The 26,045-nt window shown below is 60.1% G+C and carries 23 protein-coding genes; 17 read left to right on the top strand and 6 right to left on the bottom strand.

Annotated elements, in window-relative coordinates:
* Nucleotides 1-11: 11 nt before the first annotated feature.
* From ARB25_RS01240 to ARB25_RS01230, 3 genes are all read left to right on the top strand, one after another.
* The gene (locus tag ARB25_RS01240; RefSeq protein ID WP_055285268.1) at nucleotides 12-875 is read left to right on the top strand and encodes a phosphatase PAP2 family protein; all 864 of its coding nucleotides are present in this window, start codon (nucleotides 12-14) and stop codon (nucleotides 873-875) included.
* 45 nt (nucleotides 876-920) lie between these two features.
* On the top strand, nucleotides 921-1,946 hold the full coding sequence (locus tag ARB25_RS01235) for a threonine aldolase family protein (protein WP_055285267.1): 1,026 nt from the start codon (nucleotides 921-923) through the stop codon (nucleotides 1,944-1,946).
* Nucleotides 1,947-2,024: 78 nt separating this feature from the next.
* Nucleotides 2,025-2,615 (top strand): GNAT family N-acetyltransferase, encoded by a 591-nt coding sequence (locus ARB25_RS01230; RefSeq protein WP_055285266.1) that lies wholly within the window; start codon nucleotides 2,025-2,027, stop codon nucleotides 2,613-2,615.
* 175 nt (nucleotides 2,616-2,790) lie between these two features.
* Here ARB25_RS01230 and ARB25_RS01225 read toward each other — a convergent pair whose 3' ends face one another.
* Complete coding sequence (locus ARB25_RS01225) at nucleotides 2,791-3,513, bottom strand: GntR family transcriptional regulator (protein WP_055285265.1); 723 nt, start codon at nucleotides 3,511-3,513, stop codon at nucleotides 2,791-2,793.
* A gap of 205 nt (nucleotides 3,514-3,718) precedes the next feature.
* Between ARB25_RS01225 and ARB25_RS01220 the strand changes: the two genes are divergently transcribed.
* From ARB25_RS01220 to ARB25_RS01160, 13 genes are all read left to right on the top strand, one after another.
* Nucleotides 3,719-4,711, top strand: coding sequence for an SIS domain-containing protein (locus tag ARB25_RS01220; RefSeq protein WP_055285264.1), 993 nt, complete (start codon nucleotides 3,719-3,721; stop codon nucleotides 4,709-4,711).
* 243 nt (nucleotides 4,712-4,954) lie between these two features.
* Nucleotides 4,955-6,037, top strand: coding sequence for a DMT family transporter (locus tag ARB25_RS01215; protein ID WP_055285263.1), 1,083 nt, complete (start codon nucleotides 4,955-4,957; stop codon nucleotides 6,035-6,037).
* Nucleotides 6,038-6,220: 183 nt separating this feature from the next.
* Nucleotides 6,221-7,144 carry a PTS sugar transporter subunit IIAB gene (locus tag ARB25_RS09710; protein WP_055285262.1) on the top strand — a complete coding sequence of 308 codons (924 nt, stop codon included), beginning with the start codon at nucleotides 6,221-6,223 and terminating at the stop codon, nucleotides 7,142-7,144.
* Between the two features lie 36 nt (nucleotides 7,145-7,180).
* Nucleotides 7,181-7,975: a PTS mannose/fructose/sorbose/N-acetylgalactosamine transporter subunit IIC gene (locus ARB25_RS01205; protein WP_022095161.1), complete on the top strand. Its 795-nt coding sequence runs from the start codon at nucleotides 7,181-7,183 to the stop codon at nucleotides 7,973-7,975.
* A 13-nt stretch (nucleotides 7,976-7,988) separates the two neighbouring features.
* A complete protein-coding gene (locus ARB25_RS01200) occupies nucleotides 7,989-8,822 on the top strand; it encodes a PTS system mannose/fructose/sorbose family transporter subunit IID (protein WP_035136780.1) in 834 nt (277 codons plus the stop codon).
* 197 nt (nucleotides 8,823-9,019) lie between these two features.
* Nucleotides 9,020-10,003, top strand: coding sequence for an SIS domain-containing protein (locus ARB25_RS01195; RefSeq protein ID WP_055285261.1), 984 nt, complete (start codon nucleotides 9,020-9,022; stop codon nucleotides 10,001-10,003).
* Between the two features lie 159 nt (nucleotides 10,004-10,162).
* Nucleotides 10,163-10,792 carry an HAD family hydrolase gene (locus tag ARB25_RS01190; protein WP_055285260.1) on the top strand — a complete coding sequence of 210 codons (630 nt, stop codon included), beginning with the start codon at nucleotides 10,163-10,165 and terminating at the stop codon, nucleotides 10,790-10,792.
* A 356-nt stretch (nucleotides 10,793-11,148) separates the two neighbouring features.
* Complete coding sequence (locus ARB25_RS01185) at nucleotides 11,149-12,156, top strand: YitT family protein (protein ID WP_055285259.1); 1,008 nt, start codon at nucleotides 11,149-11,151, stop codon at nucleotides 12,154-12,156.
* 216 nt (nucleotides 12,157-12,372) lie between these two features.
* On the top strand, nucleotides 12,373-13,092 hold the full coding sequence (locus ARB25_RS01180; protein ID WP_055285258.1) for a GntR family transcriptional regulator: 720 nt from the start codon (nucleotides 12,373-12,375) through the stop codon (nucleotides 13,090-13,092).
* Nucleotides 13,093-13,493: 401 nt separating this feature from the next.
* Nucleotides 13,494-15,470 (top strand): RecQ family ATP-dependent DNA helicase, encoded by a 1,977-nt coding sequence (locus tag ARB25_RS01175; protein ID WP_070100712.1) that lies wholly within the window; start codon nucleotides 13,494-13,496, stop codon nucleotides 15,468-15,470.
* Between the two features lie 2 nt (nucleotides 15,471-15,472).
* Entirely contained in the window at nucleotides 15,473-16,228 is a 756-nt protein-coding gene (locus tag ARB25_RS01170; protein ID WP_055285257.1) for a GntR family transcriptional regulator, read from the top strand.
* A gap of 144 nt (nucleotides 16,229-16,372) precedes the next feature.
* The gene (locus ARB25_RS01165) at nucleotides 16,373-17,341 is read left to right on the top strand and encodes an SIS domain-containing protein (RefSeq protein ID WP_055285256.1); all 969 of its coding nucleotides are present in this window, start codon (nucleotides 16,373-16,375) and stop codon (nucleotides 17,339-17,341) included.
* Between the two features lie 84 nt (nucleotides 17,342-17,425).
* On the top strand, nucleotides 17,426-18,073 hold the full coding sequence (locus tag ARB25_RS01160; RefSeq protein ID WP_055285255.1) for a cyclase family protein: 648 nt from the start codon (nucleotides 17,426-17,428) through the stop codon (nucleotides 18,071-18,073).
* 144 nt (nucleotides 18,074-18,217) lie between these two features.
* Here ARB25_RS01160 and ARB25_RS01155 read toward each other — a convergent pair whose 3' ends face one another.
* Nucleotides 18,218-19,195 (bottom strand): L-lactate dehydrogenase, encoded by a 978-nt coding sequence (locus ARB25_RS01155; RefSeq protein WP_156327644.1) that lies wholly within the window; start codon nucleotides 19,193-19,195, stop codon nucleotides 18,218-18,220.
* A 210-nt stretch (nucleotides 19,196-19,405) separates the two neighbouring features.
* On the opposite strand from ARB25_RS01155, the gene metA reads away from it, so the two are divergent.
* A complete protein-coding gene (metA, locus tag ARB25_RS01150) occupies nucleotides 19,406-20,332 on the top strand; it encodes a homoserine O-acetyltransferase MetA (protein ID WP_055285253.1) in 927 nt (308 codons plus the stop codon).
* A 42-nt stretch (nucleotides 20,333-20,374) separates the two neighbouring features.
* Here the strand turns inward: metA and ARB25_RS01145 are convergent, their stop codons facing one another.
* The 4 genes from ARB25_RS01145 to ARB25_RS01135 form a co-directional block, all read right to left on the bottom strand.
* Nucleotides 20,375-20,971: a 5-formyltetrahydrofolate cyclo-ligase gene (locus ARB25_RS01145; protein ID WP_055285252.1), complete on the bottom strand. Its 597-nt coding sequence runs from the start codon at nucleotides 20,969-20,971 to the stop codon at nucleotides 20,375-20,377.
* A gap of 133 nt (nucleotides 20,972-21,104) precedes the next feature.
* A complete protein-coding gene (locus tag ARB25_RS01140; RefSeq protein ID WP_055285251.1) occupies nucleotides 21,105-21,434 on the bottom strand; it encodes a type II toxin-antitoxin system HicB family antitoxin in 330 nt (109 codons plus the stop codon).
* Nucleotides 21,427-21,690, bottom strand: a complete 264-nt coding sequence (locus tag ARB25_RS10365) for a type II toxin-antitoxin system HicA family toxin (protein WP_082421805.1) — start codon at nucleotides 21,688-21,690, stop codon at nucleotides 21,427-21,429. Before ARB25_RS10365 ends, ARB25_RS01140 begins: the two co-directional genes overlap by 8 nt.
* 393 nt (nucleotides 21,691-22,083) lie before the next feature.
* Nucleotides 22,084-25,128: an insulinase family protein gene (locus ARB25_RS01135; RefSeq protein WP_055285250.1), complete on the bottom strand. Its 3,045-nt coding sequence runs from the start codon at nucleotides 25,126-25,128 to the stop codon at nucleotides 22,084-22,086.
* Nucleotides 25,129-26,045 lie beyond the last annotated feature (917 nt).

The raw sequence follows: 26,045 nt of genomic DNA, 5'->3' as shown, positions 1-26,045 counted from the left end.
GAAAGGAAAGCATGTTCGGATACATCTATAAGAAAGATGTCGCCATCATCGCGGTTGTCCTTGCCCTTTGCCTGGGCGTGGGCAGTTTCTTCGATTATCAGATCTCGAGCGCGCTGTTCAACATCGGCAGCATGTACGGCCGCTTTATCGAGGCCGCCGGCGAGCTGCCGTTTGAGCTGACGGCGAGCGTTGCGGGCGTTATGCTCGTGCGCTCGGCACGCCCCGATTCCAAGACGAGCAAGTGGCTTGCCGTGCTCGGCATCCTCGTCAACGTTGGCCTGACCGGCTACGAGATCGTTTCGTCCCTGAGGGTTGGCGGCAAACTCATCGCGGCTCAGTTGGTGCTGACGTTTGTGCTGGTCATCGTCGCCAACCTTATCGTCTATCGCCTCACGCGCACGACCGAGCCCGACGAGCTCACACGCTGGGCGTTGATGGTGCTTGCCGTGTGGGTCGCTCAGGCCATTATTCTCAACGTGATTGTCAAACCGCTGTGGTCGCGCCCGCGTATGCGTGTAATTGAGGTGACGCAGGGGCTCGAGTTTCAGCCGTGGTGGGTGATCGGCAACCCCGACAAGTGGGCCTATATTGCCGCCGGTGTAGTCAAGGACGGCTTTAAGTCGTTTGCGAGCGGACACACGGCGCACGCGGCGATCGGCCTCATGCTCGCCGGGCTTCCCGCGGTAGCCTTTAAGGAAAAGCCGTCGCGCCGTCGTGTGGTCTTTTGGACGGCGGCTGTGGTTGCGGCGCTCGTCGCGTTTGGCCGCATCGTGATCGGAGCGCACTTTTTGAGCGACGTGAGCTGCGGCTTTGCCCTGGTGCTGGCGCTTGAGTGCCTTGCCGCGCGCATTGCCTACCCCAACGGCGTACAATAGCCCCGTTTGAATCATCTGGCCGATACCCGGTAAGAGAGGATTGCCATGCTCGCGTTCAACAACGATTATTCCCACGGCGCGCACCCGGCGGTGCTGCAGGCGCTCGTCGATACCAATATGGAGCCGCAGCCCGGCTACGGTACCGATGCGCATACCGAGCGCGCCAAGCAACTTATTCGCGAGGCCTGTCAGGCGCCTGACGCCGACGTGTTTTTCCTGGTGGGCGGCACGCAGGCTAACGCCACGGTGATCGACATGCTGCTCGCGCCGTACGAGGGCGTCGTTGCCGCCGAGACCGGCCACGTCGCCTGCCACGAGGCGGGCGCCATCGAGTTTGGCGGTCACAAGGTGCTCACCATCCCCGGCTACGAGGGCAAGATGCATGCCGAGGACCTCGAGAACTATATCCAGGTGTTCTACGAAAACGAGAGCTACGAGCACACGGTGTTCCCGGGCGCCGTGTACGTGAGCCTATCGACCGAGTGCGGCACGCTGTACTCCAAGGCCGAGCTCGCGGCGATTCACGCGGTGTGCCAGAAGCGCGAGATTCCGCTGTTTGTGGACGGTGCTCGCCTGGCCTATGCGCTGGCGGCCGATGAATGCGACATTACCCTGCCCGAGCTGGCGCAGCTGTGCGACGTGTTCTACATCGGCGGCACCAAGTGCGGCGCGCTCTGCGGCGAGGCTGTGGTGTTCTGCGGCATGCACGCCCCGGCGCATCCCATTCCGCGTATTAAGCAGCATGGCGCACTGCTTGCCAAGGGCCGCCTGACGGGTGTGCAGTTCGAGGCCCTTTTTACCGATGGCCTGTATTTTGAGATTGGTCGCCAGGCGATTGAGACCGCTCAGGCGCTGCGTCGCGTGCTGCACGAGCGCGGCTACCAGTTCTTCTTGGAGACGCCGACCAACCAGCAGTTCGTGATTCTGCCCAACGAGGACATGGCCCGCATTCGCGAGCATGCGACGATCGAGTACTGGGAAAAGTACGACGATACCCACACGGTGGTGCGTTTTTGCACCAGCTGGGCCACGACGCAGGAGGATATCGACGCGCTGGCCGCCGTCCTGTAGGTTGACGTGATGACGAGGGGCCGCCTTGCGCCTGGGTTTGGCGTGGGGCGGCCTTTGCTTTTGGGGAAGAAGGGCTGTATGACCGAGATGTCCGAGCCGACGATTCGCCTGGCGACGCCCGAAGACGCGCCCGCGTTGCTTGCCATCTATGAGCCGTATGTGCGCCAGACGGCGATTACCTGCGAATACGAGGTGCCGAGTGTTGAGGAGTTCGCCGGGCGCATCGAGCGTACGCTCAAGCGCTATCCGTATTTGGTGATGGAGTTGGACGGGCGTCCGGTAGGCTATGCCTATGTGAGTCCGCTTAACAGCCGCGAGGCATACGACTGGTCGGTCGAGACGTCGATCTACCTGGCGCGTGATGTGCGCCACGGCGGGCTGGGCCGCAAGCTGCATGACGCGCTCAAGCAATGCCTGATCGCGATGGGCATCACCAACATGTGCGCCCTCATCGCCGTGCCGCACGACAAGGACGACGAGTACCTGACGCACAACAGTCAGGATTTCCATGCCCATATGGGATATCGCCTGGTGGGCGCCTTTGACCGCTGCGCCCAAAAGTTCGGCCGCTGGTACGACATGTGCTGGATGGAGCTGGTCCTAGCCGAGCGCACGCTCAACCAACCCAAGCCAACCTGGTTTCCCGACCTCCCCAAACCTACCATTTAGGGACAGGTTTATTTTGGCAGGTTTTATCTGGGCAAACGTGCAAGCCGCCACGAAGGATACGGATACCTTCACGGCGGCTTTTGTTTTGGGTGTGTATGACCAAGGCGATTGACCTGCGGATGTAGCGAAACCCCAGATAAAACCTGCCAAAATAAACCTGTCCCTTTTTGGCAGGTTAGCCGATGGGCTCGGCGTATTTGGCGCGGTCGGTGCGCTGGATGCGCTTGGAGACGTGGAGCGGACGGCCGTCGGTGTCGTAGACGTAGTCGGTGATCAGGATTAGCGCCTGCCCGCGTGCTACGTTGAGTAAAAACGCCTCGTTTTGCGACGCATAGCACACCTCAAAGGTCTTGTGTCCCTGAGCCGGCGCGCGATGGAACTCCTGACGCAACGTGGCATAGAGCGAACCGTCCATGTTGCGGTCTATGAGCGCTTCAAAGCTCGGCGGCAGATAGGTGGTCTCCAGGCATAGTGGCATATCGTCCAGATAACGCAGGCGGACGAGCTTGACGAGCTTGCTGCCCACGGTAGCGTCGAAGAACTTGGCAATGCTGCCCGTTGCTTTGGCAAAACCCGAGTCCACCGTGCGTGTGGTAGGCTTCAAGCCCTGGCCTTCGATCTGCTTGGTATAACTCGAAAACACCAGGTTGTTCTCGTGCAGCGCCGGCGTGTCGGCCACAAAGGCACCGCGCCCACGCTCGGTGCGAACCAGGCCCTCGTCAACTAACACTTTAAGCGCGTGGCGCACGGTGCTGCGCGATAGTCCCGATTCGTTCATGAGCTCCATTTCGGACGGCAGCTTGTCTCCGCGTGCGTAGATGCCGGCGGCGATGCGATCGCGCAGCGTGCCCGCCAGACGCTCGTATTGGGTCAGGTTCTTTTTTGACGAAGTGCTCATTCGATCAACCTGTATCTAACTTGTATGCTTATCGAATCAAGCATGTATCCAACATGACAACAAAACCGCTGATAATTGATTGTCGAAAACCTTACCAGCAAAATTTCTAAGTCAAATATAGCATACAACTAGTCGACATAACCAAAACATGTATGTAACTTGTATGCCATCAAGAGCATCAAACGAGAAGAAAGGCTGATGCGCGATGACTACTCAGGAACAGGTTAAGGACGTCGTCTCCCAAGTTTTGGCTGACAAGGCTGACAAGGGCGGCATCAAGCGCGTCGTGTGGATTGGCGCCGGCGGATCCAACGGCGGTAACTATCCTGCCCAGTACTTTATGGAGCACGAGGCCACGCAGGTCGTAAGCTCCAGCTACACCAGCAACGAGTTCGTGCACGCAACCCCTGCCTATGTCAACGAGAACACTCTGGCCGTCGTCGTGTCCATGCGCGGCACCAAGGAGACCATCGTAGCCGCCCAGGTCGCCAAGGACCACGGCGCCAGCACCATCGCCATCTATGTTGACGAGTCCGGCCTCACCGAGGTCTGCGACTACAAGATCCAGTACGACAGCCTGGCCGTCGACGAGTCCTGCATGGGCCGTACCAACTCCGCCGTCGTGACCATGATCGCCATGGAGCTCACGCAGCAGACCGAGGGCTATGCCGAGTACGAGACCGCCATGGCCGCCTTCGACCTGATCGATCCCATCTACCGCAAAGCCGTCGAGTACACCCGTCCGCTCGCTGCCAAGTGGGCCGAGCAGAACGCCGACAGGCCCTGCATCAACGTGATGGCTCAGGGTCCGCTCTTTGGTGCCGCCTACGTCTTTAGCATCTGCAACGTGCAGGAGATGCTACAGATCGACTCCTGCACCATCAACACCTGCGACTTCTTCCACGGCCCCTTCGAGATCCTGGACAAGCGCACCTCGCTGTTCCAGCTCATCAGCGTCGGCCGCAGCCGCTGCAACGACGAGCGCGGCATCCGCTTCGTCAACCAGTACGGTGGCGAGCGCGTCTATCAGCTCGACGCCAAGGAGCTCGGCCTCAACGACATCAAGGACAGCGTGAGCGAGTACTTCAACCACCTGATCTTTGCCCCGATCCTCAACAACGTGTACATGCGTGCACTCTCTGCCGTCACCCACAAGGACTACATGACGCGCCGCTACATGTGGAAGCTTGAGTATTAGTTACGGCGTTTTACCAAACGCCGTAACGGCTCGACGCTGCGCGGGCCGTATTTGGACAATCTGACGTTCAACTTCAAGGGCGCGACCAGAAGGTCAGCGCCCTTTCGTTTCACGTCCCCAATGACTACCCAATGAGTGTGTGGGCGAGCAGATTTTCCGCTCGCCGATTTGTGTCTTGAAAAATGTATATAACGACTATAACGTAGTGTGAAACATATTGGAAACAATACCGAGGAGGCTGCGTTGAAGAAAAGCAATCTGGGCTATGTGCTGGTGCTGATCGCCGCGCTTATGTGGGGCAGCATCGGAATCTTTGTAAACGGCATCTCGGCCATGGGCGTTTCGTCCCAGAGTATGGCTGCCTTTCGCCTGTTGTCGGGTGCCGTCTTAATGGCTCCGGTCTTGGCGTTCATGGGTTGCCAGGGAGGTGCTCGTGAGGGAAAAGCATCGGGTCCCCTGGCACTGTTCAAGGCAAGTCCTAAAGAGCTTGTTCCCTGTGCGCTTCTTGGCATTATCGGCCTCGCCACCGCTAACACGCTTTATTACGAGTGCATGGGCGAGGTGGGCATGTCCACGGCCTCGGTGCTGCTCTACACCTCGCCGGTGTTTGGCGTCATGCTCGGCCGCGTGCTTTATCGCGAGGATGTGACTCCCAACAAGCTCGTTGCCATCGCTTTTAATATCGGTGGCTGCGTACTTGCAGTGACCAATGGCGACCTTTCCGGTTTTCATTTTTCGGTTTGGGGCGTCACGTCGGGCGTGATCGCGGGCTTTTGTGGCGCGTCGCTCGCGGTGTTTAGCCGGATAGCAACCAAGACGGTCCACCCGCTGGCTGTCACGTTTTGGGGCCTTGTTTTTGGCGGTGCGGTTATGGCGGCTATCGCGGCTCCGTGGCCAGATGTCGCCGCGGCAATGTCGCCACAGCTGCTGCTGCTGTTCTTTGGTTTTGGACTCATCCCCACAGCCGTGGCCTATGTCTTATATATGCAGGGTCTGTCCATGGGGCTCGAGACGTCGAAAGTTCCCGTCGTAATGTCATTCGAGACGGTCGTCACCGTACTGCTGGGCATTGGTGTCTACGCCGAGCCCGCCGGCGCGATCAAGGTCCTGGGCATCGTGCTGGTGCTCGCGTCCATCCTGATCATGAACACCGACTTCTCCAAGCTGCGCAACAGCGTGTTTGTCGGTCATGTCATTGAGAGCATGACCTTTAAGCCCAACGCGTGGTGGACCGAAAAATCTCAGGACATGGATCTGTTTAAGGAACGCACTGGCATCGCGCTGGAGCCCACCGTGCAGGAAAGCCCCTGGTACTTCGTGCGATAGAGGATTGTGCACGGCGTCTGGCCTGGGGTTATCCAGCCAGCGCCGGCCTATCCAGCCCCAACGTTTCAAGTACGTTAAACCCGTCAACGGTCGATTTTCACCCGCGAACGGTCTTTATACTAATTAGCAATATAAGCAACGTATAAGACGTTATAATGACCATAACGAAAAGGAGGAGGCAAGATGAATCAGATCATTCTCGCATCTCATGGCGGCCTGGCCGCAGGCGCCAAAGACACGCTCGAGATGGTTCTCGGCGACGTGTCGAACGTCCACGTCGTGTCGCTTGCTCGTGACGACAAGGAGCCCATCACCAATAAGGTTGAGGCTATGATCGCCACGTTCAACGCGGACGACACCGTCTATGTGCTGACCGATATGCTCGGCAGCTCGGTCAACAACAACATGGTCGAGCTTTCCAAGAACGGCACGAAGTTCACGGTTGTCAGCGGTTTCAACATCCCGCTGGCACTCACGCTCGCTATGAGCCCCGTCCCCGTCAAGGGCACCGAGCTCGCGGCCCTCATCAACGAGGCCCGTACCGGTCTGACCAACCCCAATGCTCCGGTCGAGGCTGCCGCGGCTCCCGCCAAGAAGGCTAAGGCGCCCCGTCACAGCTCCGGTCCCGCCAAGATCGTCCTCGCACGTCTTGACTATCGTCTGCTGCACGGCCAGGTCGTCTTTACCTGGACCACCAAGGTTCAGGCCGAGCGCATCATCGTCGTCGACAACGCCGCCGCCAACGATGACATCAAGAAGGGCGCTCTTAAGCTGGCCAAGCCCCAGGGCGTGCGTCTGAACGTCTTCACCGTCGAGCGTGCCCTCGCCAAGATGGACAAGCTCAACACCCTCGGCGAGCGCGTCATGTTCGTCTTTGGCAACACCGCCGAGATGCTGCAGTTCTGCCAGGGCTACAAGCTCGACGCCATCAACCTGGGCGCCACCGCCAACCACGACGGTGCCGATCAGGTCGGAGGCAAGGACAGCTCCGTCTTCCTCGACGCCACCCAGAAGGCCGACGTCAACCAGCTGCTCGACATGGGAATCAAGCTCTATGTTCAGCAGACCCCTACGTATCAGAGCGTCGACATCGACGCCAAGCTGTAATCAACCAGGCTTTTGCCTGACTGAAAGGAGAAGGGTATGAATACGTTCATCAGTGCGGTGCTCGTCGGCCTCGTCGGCGTGTTCTGCATGTGGGACTCCCGCCTGCTCGGTCGTCTTAACTTCGAGCAGCCCCTCGTTGGCGCTACGCTCGTCGGTTTGCTGCTGGGCGATGTGCCCACCGGCCTTGCCGTCGGTGCCGCCGTCGAGCTCGTGTCCATGGGCCTGGTGCAGGTCGGCGCCGCCGTTCCGCCCGATATGGTCCTGGGCGGCATCGTGGCCGCTGCCTTTGCGTGCCTGACCGATGCTTCCGCCGAGACCGCCATGACGATCGCCATCCCGGTCGCCGTCCTGGGTCAGCTCCTCGGCATCGTGTTCCGCTCCATCATCGCCGCCCTCACCCATGTGGCAGATAGCGCGATCGATAACGGAAAGTTTAAGACCGCCTACCGTATGCACATCTGCGCCGGCTCCGGTCTGTACGCCATCATGTACTTCCTGCCGATCTTCCTCGCCGTCTTTGTTGGCACCGACCTGGTTCAGGCCATCGTCAACATGGTTCCCGAGTGGCTGTCCACTGGTCTTAACGTTTCGACCAAGATCATGACCGCCTACGGCTTGGCCCTGCTGCTCACCATGATGATCAAGAAGGGTATGACTCCGTTCCTGTTCATCGGTTTCCTGCTCGCCGCTTACCTCAACCTGTCCGTCATCGCGGTCGCTCTGATCGGTGTGTGCCTGGCTGTCGTCTTCATGGGCTTCAAGTTCAACGGTTCCCATGCAGCCGCCGGTGTCGATTCCGACTACGATCCGCTCGAAGACGACGAAGACTAAGGAGGAACACACTATGGCAACCGCAACCAAGGACGTGTCCCTGAACAAGAAGGTCAGCCAGTTCTTCTGGCGCTCCTGGGCCATCCAGGCCTCTTGGAACTACGAGCGTCAGATGAACATGGGCTTCCTCTACGGCATGGTTCCCACGCTCGATCGCCTCTATCCGGATGAGTCCGACCCCAAGCAGCTCGCTGCTAAGAAAGAGGCTTACCACCGTCACATGGCGTTCTACAACTGCACCCCGCAGACGAGCGCTTTCATCTTGGGCCTCTCCGCCTCCATGGAGGAGGAGTACGCCAAGGATCCCGAGAACTTCGATCCCGATTCGATCAACGCGGTCAAGACCTCCCTCATGGGTCCGCTTTCCGGCATCGGTGACTCCTTCTTCCAGGGCACCATCCGCGTTATCGCCTTTGGCCTGGGCGTTCAGCTGGCTCAGCAGGGCTCCATCATGGGCCCGATCCTGGCTATGCTCATCTCCATCGTCCCCTCTGTGCTGATCACTTGGTTCGCAGCCAAGATGGGCTATCAGGGCGGCCACGAGTACCTGAGCAAGCTTCAGGGCGGCGACCTCATGGAGAAGCTCATGTATGTCTGCGGCATCGTGGGTCTTATGTCCGTGGGCGGCATGATCGCTACGCTGATCGGCGCCACCACCCCGCTGCAGTTCGCTGAGGGCACCGTCGTGATCCAGGACATCCTGGACGGCATGATGCCCCAGATGATTTCCCTTGGCCTCACTGGCCTTATGTACTGGCTCATCAAGAAGAACGTCAACACCGGTTGGCTTCTCGTGATCGCCATCGTGGGCGGCATCGCCCTCTCCGCGGCCGGCATCCTGGCCTAGTCGCGACCAAGCGTCTAACCGCTTTCCCCGGGGGCCTGCCTGGCATCCCATACCCCAGGCAGGCTTCCATCCCTAAATGTGTCAAAGGGACAGTTCCTTTGTCGCATCCTCAACGGGCCGGCGATTCGGTCCAAATTACGGTAACCCTGCGTGCGTCCGGCAAAGTGGCGCCGCAAAAATCGAAAGGAATGTGTCAGATGTACGAGATCGACCTTAACCTCCCTAAGCAGATCGTCGCTGACGTCCTGTCCAACCACGAGATTCACAGCGTCGCCTTCGTCGGCTGCGGCGCTTCCATGTCCGACCTTTACCCCGCCAAGTACTTCCTGGCCAACAACACGGACAAGCTGAACGTTCAGATCTTCACCGCTAACGAGTTCAACTACGACACGCCTTCCTGGGTCAACGAGCACACCTTCGTGATCACCTGCTCCCTCGGTGGCTCCACGCCCGAGACCGTCGAGGCCAACAAGACCGCCAAGAAGCACAACTGCCCGGTCGTCTCCCTCACCAACAAGGCTGGCTCCGCTCTGACCGTCGACGCCGACCACGTCATCGTTCACGGCTTCCACGCCAACTACGCTGCCAAGTGCGAGAAGCCCGGCTATGCCATCGCTCTTGCTCTCGAGATCCTTCAGCAGACCGAGGGCTATGACCACTACGAGGACATGATCACCGGCCTCACCAACATCTTTGATCTCTGCGAGAACGCCGCTCAGCACTGCAAGAAGCTCGCCAAGAAGTTCGCCGAGGACTTCAAGGACGACAAGATGATCTACTTCATGGCTTCCGGTGCCTCCGAGAAGATGGCTTATTCTCACGCCGCCTTCCTGTTCACCGAGATGCAGTGGATCGACGCCGCCGCCTACAACACCGGCGAGTACTTCCACGGCCCGTTCGAGGTTTCCACCGAGGGTAAGCCCTACGTCTTCTTCATGTCCGATGGCGCCACCCGTCCGATGGACGCCCGCGCCCTCACCTTCCTTAAGCGCATGGGCGCCAAGGTCGCTCTGATCGACTCCAAGGACTACGGCCTGGCTGACGTCGTGCCCGCGAGCGTCGTCACCTACTTCAACCCGCTGCTGCACCTTGCCGTTATGCGTGAGTACGGCAACCAGATCGCCGAGGCCCGTCAGCACCCGCTGACCATGCGTCGCTACATGTGGAAGCTTTCCTACTAATCACAAGTAAGTAGACCTTACGGGTTGATTGAGAGGGGATGGGGTTTGCGCCCCGTCCCCTTTTTGCTTTGGGGAGGGCGTGTCTGTCGCGTCACAAAACCCCAGATAAAACCTACCAAAATAAACCTGTCCCTTTTTGGCAGGTGGGAGGAGATGCGTATGATCAAGGCAGTGCTGTTCGACATGGACGGCGTGCTGGTCGATACCGAGTGGTTCTACAACCGCCGCCGCGTGGCGTTTATGGAAGAGAAGGGGTTCCACTTTGACGAGATCCCTGATCTTTCGGGGTCTAACGAGCCTGCCATTTGGGAGGCGCTGGTTCCCGACGATATTGAGCTGCGCGAGCGTCTGCGCGTGGAGTACAAGCAGGTCTACAGCCCCGCTCACCCCGTTCCGTATGCCGAGCTGCTCAACGAGCAGACGGAGCCGGTGATGCGTGAGCTGCACGAGCGCGGTGTGAAGTGTGCCATCGCGAGCTCGTCCTATCGCGAGCTGATCGACGAGCTGGTGGAGATTGCCGGTATCGCCGACGTGCTGGATTACACCATCAGCGGTCACGAGTGCAGCGCGTTTAAGCCCGACCCCGAGATCTATCTGCGTGCCATGGAGGCGCTGGGGGTGGAGCCTGCCGAGTGCCTGGTTATCGAGGATTCGCCTTTGGGGATCGAGGCTGGCGAGCGCTCCGGCGCCCGCGTCCTGGCGCTGCGTCCGCATGAGGGCGTCAACCTCGATCAATCGCGAGCCGATGCCGTTATCGATAATCTGAACGACATTTTGGCCGCTTTGTAGTGTCAGTCCGCCGCGAGAAGCACTGGTTCACGCGTCTTTTACTGCGGATTGGCTTAATTTGTCATCTATTTGGATCTGTTTGGCTTCGATTCGGGCTAAGTGAGTAGACTTTTTGGCGCAGGCCGAGCACAAAACGCATCTTCCTTTGTAAAACCGCAGGTCACAGAGGTGGCTATTTTTTGGTGTGCTCGGCAGATCGTAAAAAGTCTACTCACTTGGAATTTTGCCCTTTGGTCGTGGGGGTTGCTGGTCCCGTTTTGGTCGTCGAGAGAGGATGAATTGAAGCGCCTCTTCTCGCTCCATGCTACAATCGCGGGCACGCCCCACAACTACATCTGCCTTCGAAAGGAGCCTGCGTGGCGAACGCCATCGATCAGCTCACGGATCGCGTGCTCGTGCTCGGCCGTCTCACCATCGTCCGCCGCGCCATCACCGCTGTGGCAGTCACCATTTCCTCCGTTCTCCAGACATTCCTGATCCAGGCGTTCATTCGGCCCGCCGACCTGCTTCCGAGTGGTCTTACCGGCGTCGCGGTCCTGCTCGATCGCGTTACCTCGCTCGGCGGCGTTCGAATCGACATCTCGCTCGGTATGCTCGCGCTCAACATCCCCGTGGCGCTCCTATGCTGGAGCGGCATCAGCAAGCGCTTCGTCATCTTCTCGATGATGCAGGTCGTGCTCTCGTCGCTGTTCCTCAACGTCTTTCACTTCGCTCCATTTTTGGGCGACAAGATCATGCTCATCATTTTTGGCGGCGTGGTCTCGGGTCTGGGCGCTGCCATCGCACTTAAATCCGGCGCATCCACCGGCGGCACCGACTTTATCGCGCTGTGGGTCTCCAACCACACGGGCAAGACCATCTGGGGCGTCATCTTTGGTTTCAACTGCTTTATCCTGGCGATCTTTGGCTTTATGTTTGGCTGGGACAAGGCGGCGTATTCCATCGTGTTCCAGTTTATTTCGACCAAGACCATCGACAGTTTCTATCGTCGCTACGATCGCGTGACGCTGCAGATCACGACGCGTAAGGCAGACGAGGTCATGACTGCCTACGTAAACCATTTTCAGCACGGTATTAGCTGCGCCGAGGTCGTCGGTGGATACAGCCGCGAGAAGATGTACCTGCTGCACACCGTTGTCTCGACCTATGAGAGCCAGGACATTATCAAGCTGGTGTGCGACGTTGATCCAGGCGCCGTGATCAACGTGTTCCACACGCTCAACTTTGTGGGTGGCTGGTGGGGTGGTCATGTCGACGAGCCCATGCCCACGGCCGTTCCCGATCCCGACAAGCCCGCACGCATGGCCAGCAGGCAGGCGCGCCTCAGCGAGCAGGACAGCCTGCAACAGGACGACGGCAAGTAGGGTTTTGGTATTTTGCCGGCACGGCGCAACCCATCCGTATGAGCCCCCGAAAGCCTCGTCGTTTTCGGGGCTCTCGTTTGCCCAGATAAAACCTAGCAAAATGAAGCTGTCGCTTTTTGGTAGGGAGGGTATATCGTTTTATCATTATGAGATAATATGAAACTAGACGTTATATACGTATTAGTTATTTCGATATTTCGATAAGAGTGATCAGATATGCCAGCGCCCAAAAATGCACCGCTTTACCAGCAGATTTATGACGAAATCAAAGATGCGATCGAGAAAGGTGTTTATGCACCCAAGGAGCGTATTCCGTCCGAGCTTGAGCTAGCCGAGCAGTACGACGTGAGCCGAATTACGGTGCGTCGCGCCGTCGAGGAGTTGTGCTCCGATGGCTACCTGGTTAAGCAGCAGGGCCGCGGCACCTTTGTTTCCACCCCGCACATCAATCGTCAGTTTCACGCCTCGACGCTGCAGACGTTTACCGCGCTGTGTGCCGGCAACGGCATGAAGGCCGGTGCGCACGTGGTCGATCGCCAGATCGTTCCGGCGCGCCAAAACGAGATGGAGTTCTTTGGTCTGCAAAAGGATGCGCTGCTGCTGCATATCAAGCGCGTGCGTACGGCCGACGGCGAGCCCATCTTTGAGGAGAACATCTTTGTGCCGTTTGACGCCTACCGTGAGCTGTTGACGGCCGACCTTGAGGACAAGTCGATTTTTGCCGAGGTCGAGCGTGTTGGCGGAACTCCGATTGTGTCGGTTGGCTACCGCACGGTCGAGGCCGTTCGAGCTAACGCCGAGCAGGCGGCCGAGCTGGGCATTGCTCCGCACGATCCGCTGCTCAACCTGCGTGCCGGCTTTATCGGTCCCAATGGCGAGCCGGTCCTGATGGGTAAGCAGTACTACGTGGGATCGCGCTACGTTATGGTGATGTAAGTTACGCGGTTTTACCAAACCGCGTAACGGCTCGACGCTGCAAGCCCGCCAGAGCGGCAATCTGCCTTTCAACTTCGGCGGCATGACCAGAAGTTTTGTTCCGTCGTTCTAACGAACGACGGACCGGTCGACGCTGCAAACGCCCCTAAGCGGCAATCTGACGTTCAATCGTCGGTCGCGTACCGAAGTACGCTTCCCTCCTCTTTCACGTCACCTTGCTCGCTTAGGGGCGTTTTCGCTGACTTATGCTCAACCGGCGACGTTTCCACGATCATCCGGAAAGTGTCCAAAAATCCACGCTCGTTCCCTTTGGACTGCATCGCCCGTGGCCGACAGCGGCGCGGCACCGGTCCGCGTGGCGGCGTATAATCGGCGGCAGATGACTTGGACGTTAGGAAACCATGACCGATAGCATGCAGCAGATGGCGCTTGACACGCTCGGCGCCTATTTTGGCTACACCTCGTTTCGCCCGGGGCAGGACCGCATGGTGGATGCGATTCTTGCAGGCCGCGATGCGCTGGGTGTTATGCCCACGGGCGCCGGCAAGTCCATTTGCTACCAGGTGCCCGCGCTCATGCTGCCCGGCATCACCTTTGTGGTGAGTCCGCTGCTGTCGCTTATGGAGGACCAGACCCGTGCGTTGCTCGCGGCGGGTGCGCGACCCAGCTATCTCAACTCCAGCCTTACTCCGGCCCAGCAAAATACCGTGCTCAAACGGGCACGCGAGGGCCGCTACCAGCTTATGTACGTGGCGCCCGAGCGCCTGCTCGAGCCGCGCTTTTTAGCCTTTGCGCAGGAGGCTGCGGCGGACGGCGGCATTGGCGTGCCGCTCGTGGCCATTGACGAGGCCCACTGCGTGAGCCAATGGGGCCAGGATTTCCGCCCCGCCTATCTGCAGATTCGTGAGTTCATCGATTCCCTACCGCAGCGCCCCATCGTGGCGGCCTTTACCGCCACGGCGACCGAGCGCGTGCGTGCGGACATTCAGCAGATGCTCGGCCTGCAAAACCCCGCGACGGTGGTGACGGGCTTCGATCGCAAGAACCTCTACTTTGGTTGCGAGGAGATGGGCGACAAGGCCAAGACTGCCTGGGTGCGCGACTACGTGATTGCGCATTCGAGCGAGAGCGGCATCGTGTATTGCTCGACTCGCAAGACGGTCGACGCGCTGGCGGGCGAGCTTGCCGAGGCGCTGGGACCCAGCGGCATTCGCGTGGGCCGTTACCATGCCGGCATGGGCAACGACGCCCGCCGCCAGAGCCAGCGTGCCTTTATCGACGACGACATTCAGGTGATGGTTGCCACCAACGCCTTTGGCATGGGCATCGACAAGCCCAACGTGCGCTACGTGATCCACAACAACGTGCCCGAGAGCATCGAGGCCTACTACCAGGAGGCGGGCCGTGCTGGCCGCGATGGCGATCCAGCCAGCTGTCACTTGCTGTGGAACGGTAACGATTTTCGTATGCGCCGCTTTTTGATCGACCGCGGCGATGCGGTCGACGAGGCGCTCGACGACGAGCAACGCGCGTGGGCGCTCCAGAACCGTTATCGCCTGCTCAGCCAGATGGAGGGCTACTGCAATACCACCGGCTGTCTGCGCGAATACATGCTGCGCTACTTTGGCGACGAGGCCGCGGCCGAGCATGCGGCAGCCGCCGCGGGCGGCACGGCAGACGACGCCGAGGGCTGCGGCAACTGCAGCAACTGTCTCACGCAGTTCGAGGTCGAGGACGTCACCGGCATGGCCCGCGCCGCCGTGCGCTATGTGGCCACGCGTCCCATGCGCTTTGGCAAGTCGCTGATCGCCGACGTGCTCCACGGTGGCAACACCGAGCGTATTCGCCAGATGCATCTGGACGAGGAGCGCGGCTACGGTGAGCTGTCGAGCGAATCGGTCGGGCGCATCAAGGACATCATCGGCCAGCTGTGCGGTCGCGGTTATTTGGCCACCTCGCAGGGGCAGTACCCAGTCGTGGGACTGGGTCCGCGTGCCGGCGAGGTCGAGGACGAGGCGTTCGCCTTTACCGTTAAGCGTCGCGCGTCCAAGCGCAAGGCCTCGGCCCGCGCCCGCCGCGCCGTCGATCTGCTGCGCGAGGAGGCCGAGCTGGATCAGCGCCCGCGCGTTGGCGACGATGTCGAGCTGTTCGAGCGCCTGCGTGCCCTCCGCAAGGAGATCTCGACGGAGCTGGAGATGGCGCCGTATATGGTCTTTTCCGACAAGGCCCTGCGCGGCCTGTGCCGCCTGCGTCCACAGACGCGCGAGGAGCTGATCCAGGTCAACGGCATTGGCGAGAAAAAAGCCGACGCCTTTGGCGAGCAGTTTATGGCGGCGATTGAAGAGTTTGAGTCCGAGCATGCGCGGGATGGAGCGTAACGATGGCATTCGACGATAAAACCGACCGCACTGACGTGCCCGCCGTGCCACTGTACCAGCAGGTCATGGACGACCTAAAGGGCGAGATCGCGCGCGGCGTGTACGCAGCCGGCTCGCGCATTCCTGCCGAGATGGAGCTCGCGAAGTCCTACGGCGTGGGGCGCATCACCGTTCGCCGCGCCATCGAGGAGCTGTCGCGCGCGGGGTATCTCAACCGCCAGCAGGGGAGGGGCACGTTTGTGTGCGCTCCCAAGCTCAAGCGCAAGATTCGCCAGAAGGGCGACGTCCAGAGCTTTACTGAGGGTTGTGCTGCCAACGACATGGTGCCGGGTGCGTGTCTGGTGTCGCGCACGGTGGTCGCGGCGGCGCACGAGGATGCGGCGTTCTTTGGCGTGGAGCCCGGCTGCGAGCTTATCGTGGTCGAGCGTGTGCGCACGGCCGACGGCATCCCCGTCATGCTCGAGAACAACGCCTTTGTGCTCACCGACCATCCCTACCTGCAGACGCTGGCCGACGAGGACCTCACCGATAACTCAATCTTTGCGCTCGTTGCCGAGCATTCGGGTCGCGCGCCGCTCAAGTCCGACCCCTGCACCGTGGAGATTGCGCTTGCTGATGTTCAGACGGCCCCGCTGCTGGAGGTGCCGGTCGGCGAGCCGCTCTTCTATATGGAGGCCTACTTTACCGACGCCGGCGGGCGCCCTCTACTGCTCGGCCGCCAAAAGATCGTGGGCTCGCGCTACGTCTTCGACATCTAACGTCCACAGATAGAACAACATGGAACAAATTTACCGCAATGGCTTCCACCGTGGCTGCATGCGTGGTATATATAGAACAACATAGAACGACAGCAGGTACGAGCAGCCGTCGCCAAAAGCCGCCACACAAGGAGGGGCATCAGCATGAACGCACATGATCTGATTCAGGAAATTATCGAGCGCAAGGGCAAGGTCGAGAACGTCTTTTGGATCGCCTGCGGTGGTTCGATGATCGACCTCATGCCGGCCAACGAACTGCTCAAGCGCGAGGCCACCACGTTTACCTCGACGGTCTACACGGCGCGCGAGTTTTGCCTGATGGCTCCCAAGAGTCTTGGCGAGAAGTCGCTCGTCATCGCCTGCAGCCACAGCGGCAACACGCAGGAGGTCGTCGACGGCTGCGAGATGGCGCTGGCCGCCGGTGCCGAGGTCATTGCCCTCACTGACTGCGAGGGCTCAAAGATCGACAACGGCAAGTGGACTACCTGGGTCTATCCGTGGGGTGAGGGCGTGTCGCAGGCCGAGGTGCCGCAGGGCATTGGCGCTCTGATCGCCGCCGAGTTGCTCGACCAGCAGGAAGGCTACGAGTCACTCGCCGACATGTATGAGGGCCTCAAGCAGATGGATGCGCTGCTGCCCGCCGCCCGTGAGAAGGTCAACGCCGAGCTGGGCGCCCGCTTTGCCGAGCTCTGCCAGCAGCACAAGTTCTTCTATATCCTGGGCTCCGGTCCCAACTTTAGCCAGACCTATGCCATGGCGATTTGCTCGCTCATGGAGATGCAGTGGCAGCACTGCTGCTACATCCACTCCGGCGAGTACTTCCACGGCCCGTTCGAAGCCACCGAGCCCGGCGTGTTCTACTTTGTGCAGCTCGGATCGGGCGAGTGCCGCCCCATGGAGGAGCGCGCTCTTGCGTTCCTCAACACGCACACCGATACAGTCATGGTGCTCGACGCGCTCGAGTACGGCGTGGGCGAAGTGCCTGCCAGCGTGCGTTCGTTCCTGGAGCCGATTTTCTTCTACAACATGAGCTGCGAGCTGCGCGCCGCCCGCGGCAAGGTGTTTGACCACAGCCCTGAGATTCGTCGCTACATGGGCATCGAGCAGTACTAGGTAACGGGAATAACCTCTCACGACGGGGCTTCCGCCAAGTGCGGGCCCCGTTTTGCTTTGCCAAGAAAGAAATGGGGATTGAACATGCGCGTGCTTGATTTGACTCACACTATTAGGGAAGACATGCCGGTATTTCCCGGAGCCGATACACCCAAGCTGCTGCCGGCGAGCACCTACGAGCACGACGGGTTTAAAGAGACGCTCATGCAGATGTACACCCATACGGGGACGCATATGGATCCACCGGCGCATCTGTTTGCCGACCGCAAGACGCTCGATGCGTTTCCGGCAAGCCAGTTTATAGGCAGGGCATTGGTTGTCGATTGCCGCATGCTCGCCGAGGGTGAGGCCATTACTGTGGAGCAGCTCCGTCCCTATGGCGATAAGGTGACCCAAGCCGAGTTTTTGCTGTTCAACTTGGGTTGGGATAAGCGTTGGGGAACCGAGGCGTACTTTGGCGACTATCCTTGCGTGGACGATGAGGTGTTGGACCTGATCATCGACGGCGGCTACAAGGGCATCGGCTTTGATGTAATTGGACTCGACCCCATCGCGGACGAAAACCTGACGCGCCACAAGAAGTTGTTCCGCGCATGCGATATCGTCAACATCGAGAATCTTAAGGACTTGGACTGTTGCGGCGACGATCTGTTCTGGTTTAGCTGCGCACCGCTCAAAATCGAGGATTGCGACGGCTCGCCCATTCGCGCAATCGCGTGGTTTGAGGATTAAAGCGCCCTGTTCCATCTGTCGAAGAACATTCACCTTCGATTCGCAAGCGTGCCGTGTGAGTCAAAAAGCGGGCCGCGCCGGGGATTTCCGGCGCGGCCCGCTTAGTATCGCGCATAGATTCGCAAGGTTGCGGTAGCCAGCGGCCTACTTTGCGTCGTAGGCCTCGGCATCCCACCAGTCGAGCTGGGCGATGTTATCGCGGATGTGCTGGCAGCTCTTGTGGAAGCCCTCGAGCTCGTGCTCGGACAGGTCGAGCGTGTAGACCTCCTCGACGCCCTCGGCACCGATCACGCACGGCAGGGAGGTAAAGATGCCCTCCTCGCCATACTGGCCGGTCATAAGCGTGGAGGCCGAAAGCACGGCATGCTCGTTGTGTAACACAGCGGCGCAGACGCGCGCGGCGGAGTTGGCAACGGCGTACTCGGTGCACTGCTTGCCCTGGTAGGTTACGTAGCCGCCCTTGCGTGCGAGTTCCTCGACCTCCATGTGGTCAAAGGCGTACTTGTCAGGGTTCTCGGCCTGAAGTTCGTTGAGGCTCTTACCGGCGATGGTTGCGGCCTTAAAGGCGGCAAGCTGGCTAAAGCCGTGCTCGCCGATCATGTAGGCGTCGATGGACTTGGGGCTCACGCCGACCTTCTTGGAGATCTCGGTGCGCAGGCGGGCGGAGTCCAGGCCGCAGCCCGAGCCGATGATCTTCTTGGGATCGTAGCCGGTCAGGTGCCGCAGCTCGGTGCACACGACGTCGCAGGGGTTGGAGATGCTCACGAAGATGCCGTCAAAGCCGGCGTCGACGATGCGCTTGGCAAAGGTGCGGGCGGCGTCGGTGGTAAAGAACAGCTCGCCGTCGCGGTTGCCGGCGGCCAGCGCGACCTTGCCGGCGGCGTTGACGATGACGTCGCAGCAGGCAAGCTCCTCGTAGTGGTCGTAGCAGTTGACGATCTTGGTGTTGTACGGGACAAACGAAAGGGAGTCGCGCAGGTCCTGGACCTCGGACGTCACCTTGGCCTCGTTGATATCGCACAGGTACAGCTCATCGGCAATGCCCTGCATGAGCAGACTGTTGGCAACATGTGCTCCTACGTGGCCCTGGCCGACCACACCGATCTTACGCGTCTGGTACATATATGTATCCTTTCGGCCGAGTTTTTCGCGTCGAACCATTGTAGCGTCCTGCTGCCACTTTGCTAGGCTAAAGCGCCATAGATTTTTGGGCATGCCTTAATCTCTACTTTTGGAGTGATTTGGGCCGCTGACGGCATCGCTGGGCGATGTACTCGCGCGGATGGGGCCGCTCGTTGTACCATAGCTGCAACTGACTCGTAAGGAGCATCCATGCCCATTCGCATCCCCGACGCCCTCCCTGCCGCCGCGCAGCTCGAGAGCGAGAACATCTTTGTCATGACCGAGTACCGCGCGCTGCACCAGGACATCCGTCCGCTGCGCGTGCTCATCCTCAACCTCATGCCCACCAAGATCGCCACCGAGACGCAGATCATGCGCAAGCTCTCCAACACGCCGCTGCAGGTGGAGGTGGACCTGCTGCGCACCAAAACGCACGAGGCCACGCACGTGAGCGCCGGCCACCTGGAGACGTTCTACCGCACGTTCGACGACATCCGCGACATCCACTACGACGGCCTGATCATCACGGGCGCCCCGGTGGAACAGATGCCGTTCGAGGAGGTCGACTACTGGCCCGAGCTCTGCCAGATCATGGATTGGTCCACCACGCACGTGCACTCTACGCTGCACATTTGTTGGGGCGCACAGGCCGGTCTGTACCATCATTACGGTATCCAGAAGTACGACCTGCCGGCAAAGGCAAGCGGCGTGTTCGAGCATTATCTGGTGAAGCCGCAAAGCCCGCTGGTCCGCGGCTTTGACGACCGCTTCTATGCCGTGCATTCGCGCAACACCGATGTGCGCCGCGAGGACGTGGAGGCCGAGCCGCAGCTTGAGGTCGTGGCCGTGTCCGACGAGGTGGGCCTGTATATCGTCAAGTCGACCGACAGCCGTCGCTTCTTTGTCTTTGGCCATCCCGAGTACGACACCGATACGCTGCGCCTGGAGTACGAGCGCGATGTGAAGCGCGGCCTCAACCCGGAGGTGCCGTCGCATTACTTCCCGGGCGACGACCCCACTGCTGAGCCGCGCAACGTCTGGCGCAGCCAGGCTCAGCTGTTCTACACCAACTGGCTCAACTACTACGTCTACCAGACCACGCCCTACGACCTGGCCCGCGCCGGCGAGGAGCACTAGGCTGCGATGGTACTGCTGTAGCCGTGGCTGATATGGCGGCGATTAGGCGCTGATGATGTGGGGTAGCGGCAGGTCGTGAGCGTCGGTGGGAACGCGGTCGACACGCTGCTCGTCAAAGGCGATGCCGATGATTTGGCATGCGGGCGAGAGCATGGGCAGGTAGCGGTCGTAGCAACCGCCGCCGTAGCCCAGGCGCGCGCCGGTTTGGTCGAAGGCCACGAGCGGCACGACGATCATGTCGAGAGCTTCGGCAGGTACGATGGGGAAGCGGTTGCTGCCGATGTCTGCGGCGGCGAAGGTTCGCGTGGGATGGGTGATAAACGGAGCCGCGGATACATCACCGATAGCGACTGCTCGCATGCATATGCGCTGGCCACATGCGGCGGCGTTGGCTGCCGAGAGCATGCACGGATAGGCCACGCGCCAGCCACGTTTGGCGGCCGCAGCGGCAAACGCGGCTGGGTCGACTTCGGAACCCATCGCGGCATAGACAGCAACGGTGTGCGGCGCCGCGGCACCCAAGCGATCCAACAGCTCAACAAGCCGCGCACAGATATCAGCAGACTTCGCCGCCCGCACATCCAAATCGAGAGCATCGCGCCGAGCAATCACCGCCCGCCGCAACTCAGCCTTGTCCATCCCGGCCCTCTCTCCCAAACCTACCAAAAAGGGACAGGTTTATTTTGGCAGGTTTTATCTAGGCAAACAGCAAAAACAACCACGAAGGGAACACAGGCACCCTCGTGGTGGTTTTGATGGCGACTCGTCTCTATTACAACGCCGCGGCGATTGCTTCGGCCACAAATTTGTTAAGCGATTCACCCTTCTTTGCCGCCGCCAGTGCTGCCTGCTTGTGAAGCTCGGAGCCTGTTCTCACATTGAATGAGCCCTTAAAAGCCCGCTCTGGTTCCTTGCCCTTTTCGGCACAAAACTCAAGGTAATCGTCGACGGCGTCGTGGAAGCATCGCTCCACTTCTTCAACCGTGGAGCCTTCAAATACGATTGCGTCCCTAATGCCGGCGACCATACCTGTTAGCACATGCTGTTCGGCATCGAACTCGACCGGGGCGAAATAACCCTTGTATGCCAAAACGTTACTCATGACTACCTCCGACATCTTGCAGAAAGCGAACGATGTTTCGAATGGTCCCCGCTGTCAATTCGTCAGATGGATGAGGCGCGTGCATTACGAACATCCTGCCATCTGATGGCCTGTAGAAGCGAACACGCGATCCGGATGTCTTACCTTTGCTGTCCATTTCAAAGCCATACGAAGCCATGACTTTTATAAAATCCGCATACCGATACGTCGAAGGGCAGCTAAACAGTTGGGCGATGAGTTTATCGGTCCGTGTCATCCCGCCTCACATTCTGCAACTATATTCTAGTTGCAATTTCAGTTCGTTGCAAGCACCTCTACTATAGAACATGTGTGCGTATAGAACAAGTGTTCGAATCACCACTGAGAATGGGGACAGGCACCTTTGTGGTGGTCTGTGCAGTGGAGTGGGCGTCTGCGGCAGTTCGTCTCGATCTGTAACAGTAACTCGGCAAAATTGGACTTAGATGTTACAGATTGAGACAAAGAGCTGGTGCCGTTCGGGAACGTCTCGATCTGTAACATCTGGAGCCGATATTGCCGTCTAGATGTTACAGATCGAGACAAACCGCCGCGGTGGGCTGCGCCGCCTCGCCCAAGCCGCAGAAAAAGGTAGATTTCCGGGCATGTCCCAAAAATCTACCTTTGTGCGTTAGCCCATCAGGTCGATGACGTTAAAGCCGGCGTTGCTCTTGGCGATGACGTCGCGGCCGCCAAAGACGCAGGTGGGCGACTCGGCCGCAATGCGCGTCACGTCGGCGCCGAGCGAGCGAAGCTCACCGGGCGTGGCGGCGAGCATCTGGGCGCGGCGCTCCTCGCGTGCGTGCGGATCGAGCCCGGCCAGGTAGGTCGTGTTGCGGCGCTTGGTGAGCGCGTACGGCTTCACCGGCGCGTCCATGCCGCTCACGCAGCTCACGATAAAGCCCTCAAAGGCGGCCTCGTCGGGCTCAAAGCTGCCGAGCCATTCACCCGCGCGCACCACGCGCTCAATCGAGGGATCGATTGCCGGGTCGCGGTAGGTGTAGAACGCCGCCTGACGCTCGCCGGCCGCGCGGAATCCGCAACCGTACGCACCGCCCTTCACGCGGATCTCGTTCCACAGGTAGTCGTAGGAGAGCGCGTTGGCAGCAACCGCCCAGGCGCCCGTCACGTCGATGCCCAGACGACGAGGGTCGCACGCGCTTGCCGCAAAGCAGATATCGCTGGGGATGACAAAGGCCTCGTGGCGGTCGCACGGCGCCGGCACCACGAGCGTGTCGCGGCCGGCATCGGCACCGTCGCCCGCGCCCAAACCCAGGTCGCCTGCGGCGGCCCAGTACGCGTCAAAGTCCTCGTCGCTGCCGGTAAAGCTCGCCATGCAGCCATCGGCCACAAAGATGCGGTCTGCCAGCTCGGCAAGCTTGGCGCGCAGGTCATCCAGGCGCTCGTCAAAGTGGTCGAGCAGATCGCGCAGGAACAGGTAGAAGTCCACGCCCGAAAGCTGCTCGCGCACCATGGCCGAAGGCGAGCTGTAGCTCATCGCGCGACCGAGTGCCGCCGAGTGACCGTTGTTGATAAAGCCCTGCTCAAGTCCAATGCGAATCTGCGTGAGCACGTCGCGCACGCGGTCGGCGTCGGCATCGAGCAAAAGCGTGCTCGACCACACCTCGCGCGGCAGGCTCGCTAGCGCATCGATCTTCTCGGACAGGGCGCCGGCGCTCACCAGCAGATAGGGGCGCACACCGTCCACGTCGGGCTGGGTCATGACCTCGGTCGTAAAGCTCAAAAAGCCCAGCTTGCCGGCGAGTAAGTTGTCGAGTTCCTCGGCCGAATGCTCGCGTGTGGGCAGCTGCTTGAGCAGACGGCAGAGCAGCGTCACATAGGGCAGGTCCTCAAACGTGACGCAGCTCAGGTCGAAATACTGCATGGCGTAGGCCAGGCGGTTGGTGGGGATGCCGTGGCGCAGGCAGGGGATGGGCGCAGTGGTGTCCACGACCAGCGGCGGCTCGGGGCGCGCCTCGCCAATGTCGGAAACGCGCAGGCGCGGCAGCGTGGCCTTGGCCTCGAGCGTGTCCTCGGCCTCCTGTGCGGCACGCAGCACGGCCGTGCGCTCGACCACGTTGGCCAGCTCGGCATTGGTCATGGCGTCGCGCTTGGCTGCTAGCTCGGCGGCCTCGGCACCCTCTGCGCCCTCGGCGGCGTCCACCGGCACCAGCTCGACCAGCGCCATATGGTCGTTTTCCAGCACCAGCTCGCGCAGCAGGTCCTCAAAGTAGCTGCCGTCCAGCTCGCCACGCAGCTCCTCGTACACCGGGCCGTACTTGAGCGCCAGCGTCGCGGCGTCGTCATCGTAGAGCCAGGTGCTCAGCGCGTCGCACGCAATGGCCACGCCGTCGGCGATACCGTAGTCGCGCTGGCGCAGGTCGTACTCGTTGCTGCTGATGATGGCCTCCAGGCGCTCGCGCGGAACGCCGTGCTCGCACAGGTCGCGGCAGGCGTCTTGGAACACACGACGCAGCTCGCGCGTCACGCCGGGCTGCGCGTTTTGCAGCATGATGAGCTCGTAGGGCTGCAGGCTCTCGGCCGCGGTGTAGCTCACCACGTTGCCGCCCAGGCCCGCTGCCAGAATGGCCTTCTTAACCGGCGCTTCGTTGGAGCCCAGCAGCGCTTCGAACAGGATGTCCGCCGCGATTGTGCGCTTACGGTCGAGCGCGCTGCCCAGCACAAGGCCCAGGCCCACCAGGGCGTTTTCGGGCGTGGTGGCCATCTCGACGCGCTTATACTCGCAGGTCACGGGCGCTTGCACGCCCAGCGGATTGGGTGCCAGCACGGACGGGTCCTCGCCGGCGGCAACGGCGGCGTCCATGCGGCGGCTCGCGGCACTCGGTTGCGACAGATAGCGCTCGTCCAAAAAGGCCAGTGCGCGGTCCACGTCCAGGTCGCCGTAGAGCGTGATGTAGGAGTTGGAAGGATTGTAGTGGCGCGCGTGCGTGTCCAGGGACTGCTCGTAGGTGAGCGAGGGAATCGCACGCGGGTCGCCACCGCTCTCGTGCGCATAGGCGGTGTCGGGGTAGAGCGCGGCGTTGACGGCATCGTCCAGCACGCTCATGGGGTCGGACAGCGCGCCCTTCATCTCGTTGAACACCACGCCGTTATAACGCAGCGTGCCCTCGCGCAGGCTGGCGGAGCTGCCGTCGCCCTCGCTCTCGACGCCCTCTGGCAGGTCCAGCTCGTAGTGCCAGCCCTCCTGCTCAAAAATGGTGGGCTTGGTATAGATGGCCGGGTTGAACACCGCGTCTAGGTACACGTCCATCAGGTTGTACAGGTCCTGCTCGTTGGTGGTGGCAACGGGGTAGATGGTCTTGTCGGGGTAGGTCATGGCGTTGAGGAACGTCTGCATGGAGCTCTTGATCAGATCGACGAATGGCTCCTTGACGGGGAACTTGGCCGATCCGCACAGCACCGAGTGCTCAAGAATATGGAACACGCCGGTGGAATCGGCCGGCGGCGTCTTAAAGCCAATGGCAAAGGCCTTGTTCTCGTCGTCGCACGCTAGGTACAGCAGGCGAGCGCCCGAGGCGGTGTGGCGCAGCACGTAGGCGTCCGAGTCGAGCTCGGGCACGGTCTCGCAGCGCTCGACGGCAAAGCCGTGGCAGGTAGTGCCGGGCACTAGCAGTGCGGCGGCAGCGGCGCGCGGGTCGGTTGAGGTGGTGGGCATATGCAGTCTCCTTTGACGCCCCAGCGGGGGCGAATCGAGTCGAATCCTCGAGAGTATACCCATATGGGGCCGCGGCTCTGCGGCGAACTGGAGACGATGCCAGCGGATTGGGCATAGGCCCCGCGTGCCCGCCGAATGAGCGTGGATTTTCGGATGAAATAATCCGTCGCAGGTCCAAATGCCGTCCAATTGTCCACTCCCGCACACCTTTCGTCTCCAACCGTGAGATGAGAGACGTATACGAAAGATGGCTGTACAGCAAAGAGCCAAACAATTAATAGTGCTGTTTGGTTGGTGATTGTTTTTTCAGTAGAAACACTTACGAATAAAGCAAGTTGCAAACAGCTGCCCCCTTATTTCGTGCTCATTTTTAAGGCGAGAAATTGCCGCCATATGATCGGACGAGTTTCAACGATTGCGATTTAGTATTTGGCGCGGATGCGGTCGATTCCGATGACACGCTAGTTGACCACGCGGTAGATTGTGCTTTCTCCCAGACGCCCCGGCAATGCGCAATAAGCCAGATAACGAAGCGATTGCCGGTGCGTCTATCCATAGGGAATTCCGGGAAAGCTTCTGCGGGCAGTCAAAAGATTCGTCGGCCTCAAGCGGATTAAAGGTATTTGCATAAGACGTCATTTAACCAGAGACGATGCACATTGAATCGTTCAATGAACTTGCGCGCTGTGTCCAACAACGCCGATTGTTGTTTTAAGGGGCTTGAGGAAAGAACAGAAGCAAAATAATACTTGCATAGTTAGTTATATAAAGTATTATAACGTTATGGGATGAATGAAGGGTTCATCTAAGTGAGTTAGGAGTAAGGGATGTTCAATTTCGATGAGCCTCGTTACGAGAAGGTTGTGAGCGATGCCCTCGCTCTCCGTCCTCAGATTGAGGCTGCCGTGGACAAGGTC

It is taken from the genome of Collinsella aerofaciens (assembly GCF_001405375.1).
Taxonomy (GTDB): domain Bacteria; phylum Actinomycetota; class Coriobacteriia; order Coriobacteriales; family Coriobacteriaceae; genus Collinsella; species Collinsella aerofaciens_F.
The sequence above is the reverse complement of the archived record's forward strand: the minus strand, read 5'-3'. Positions and strand labels throughout refer to the sequence as shown.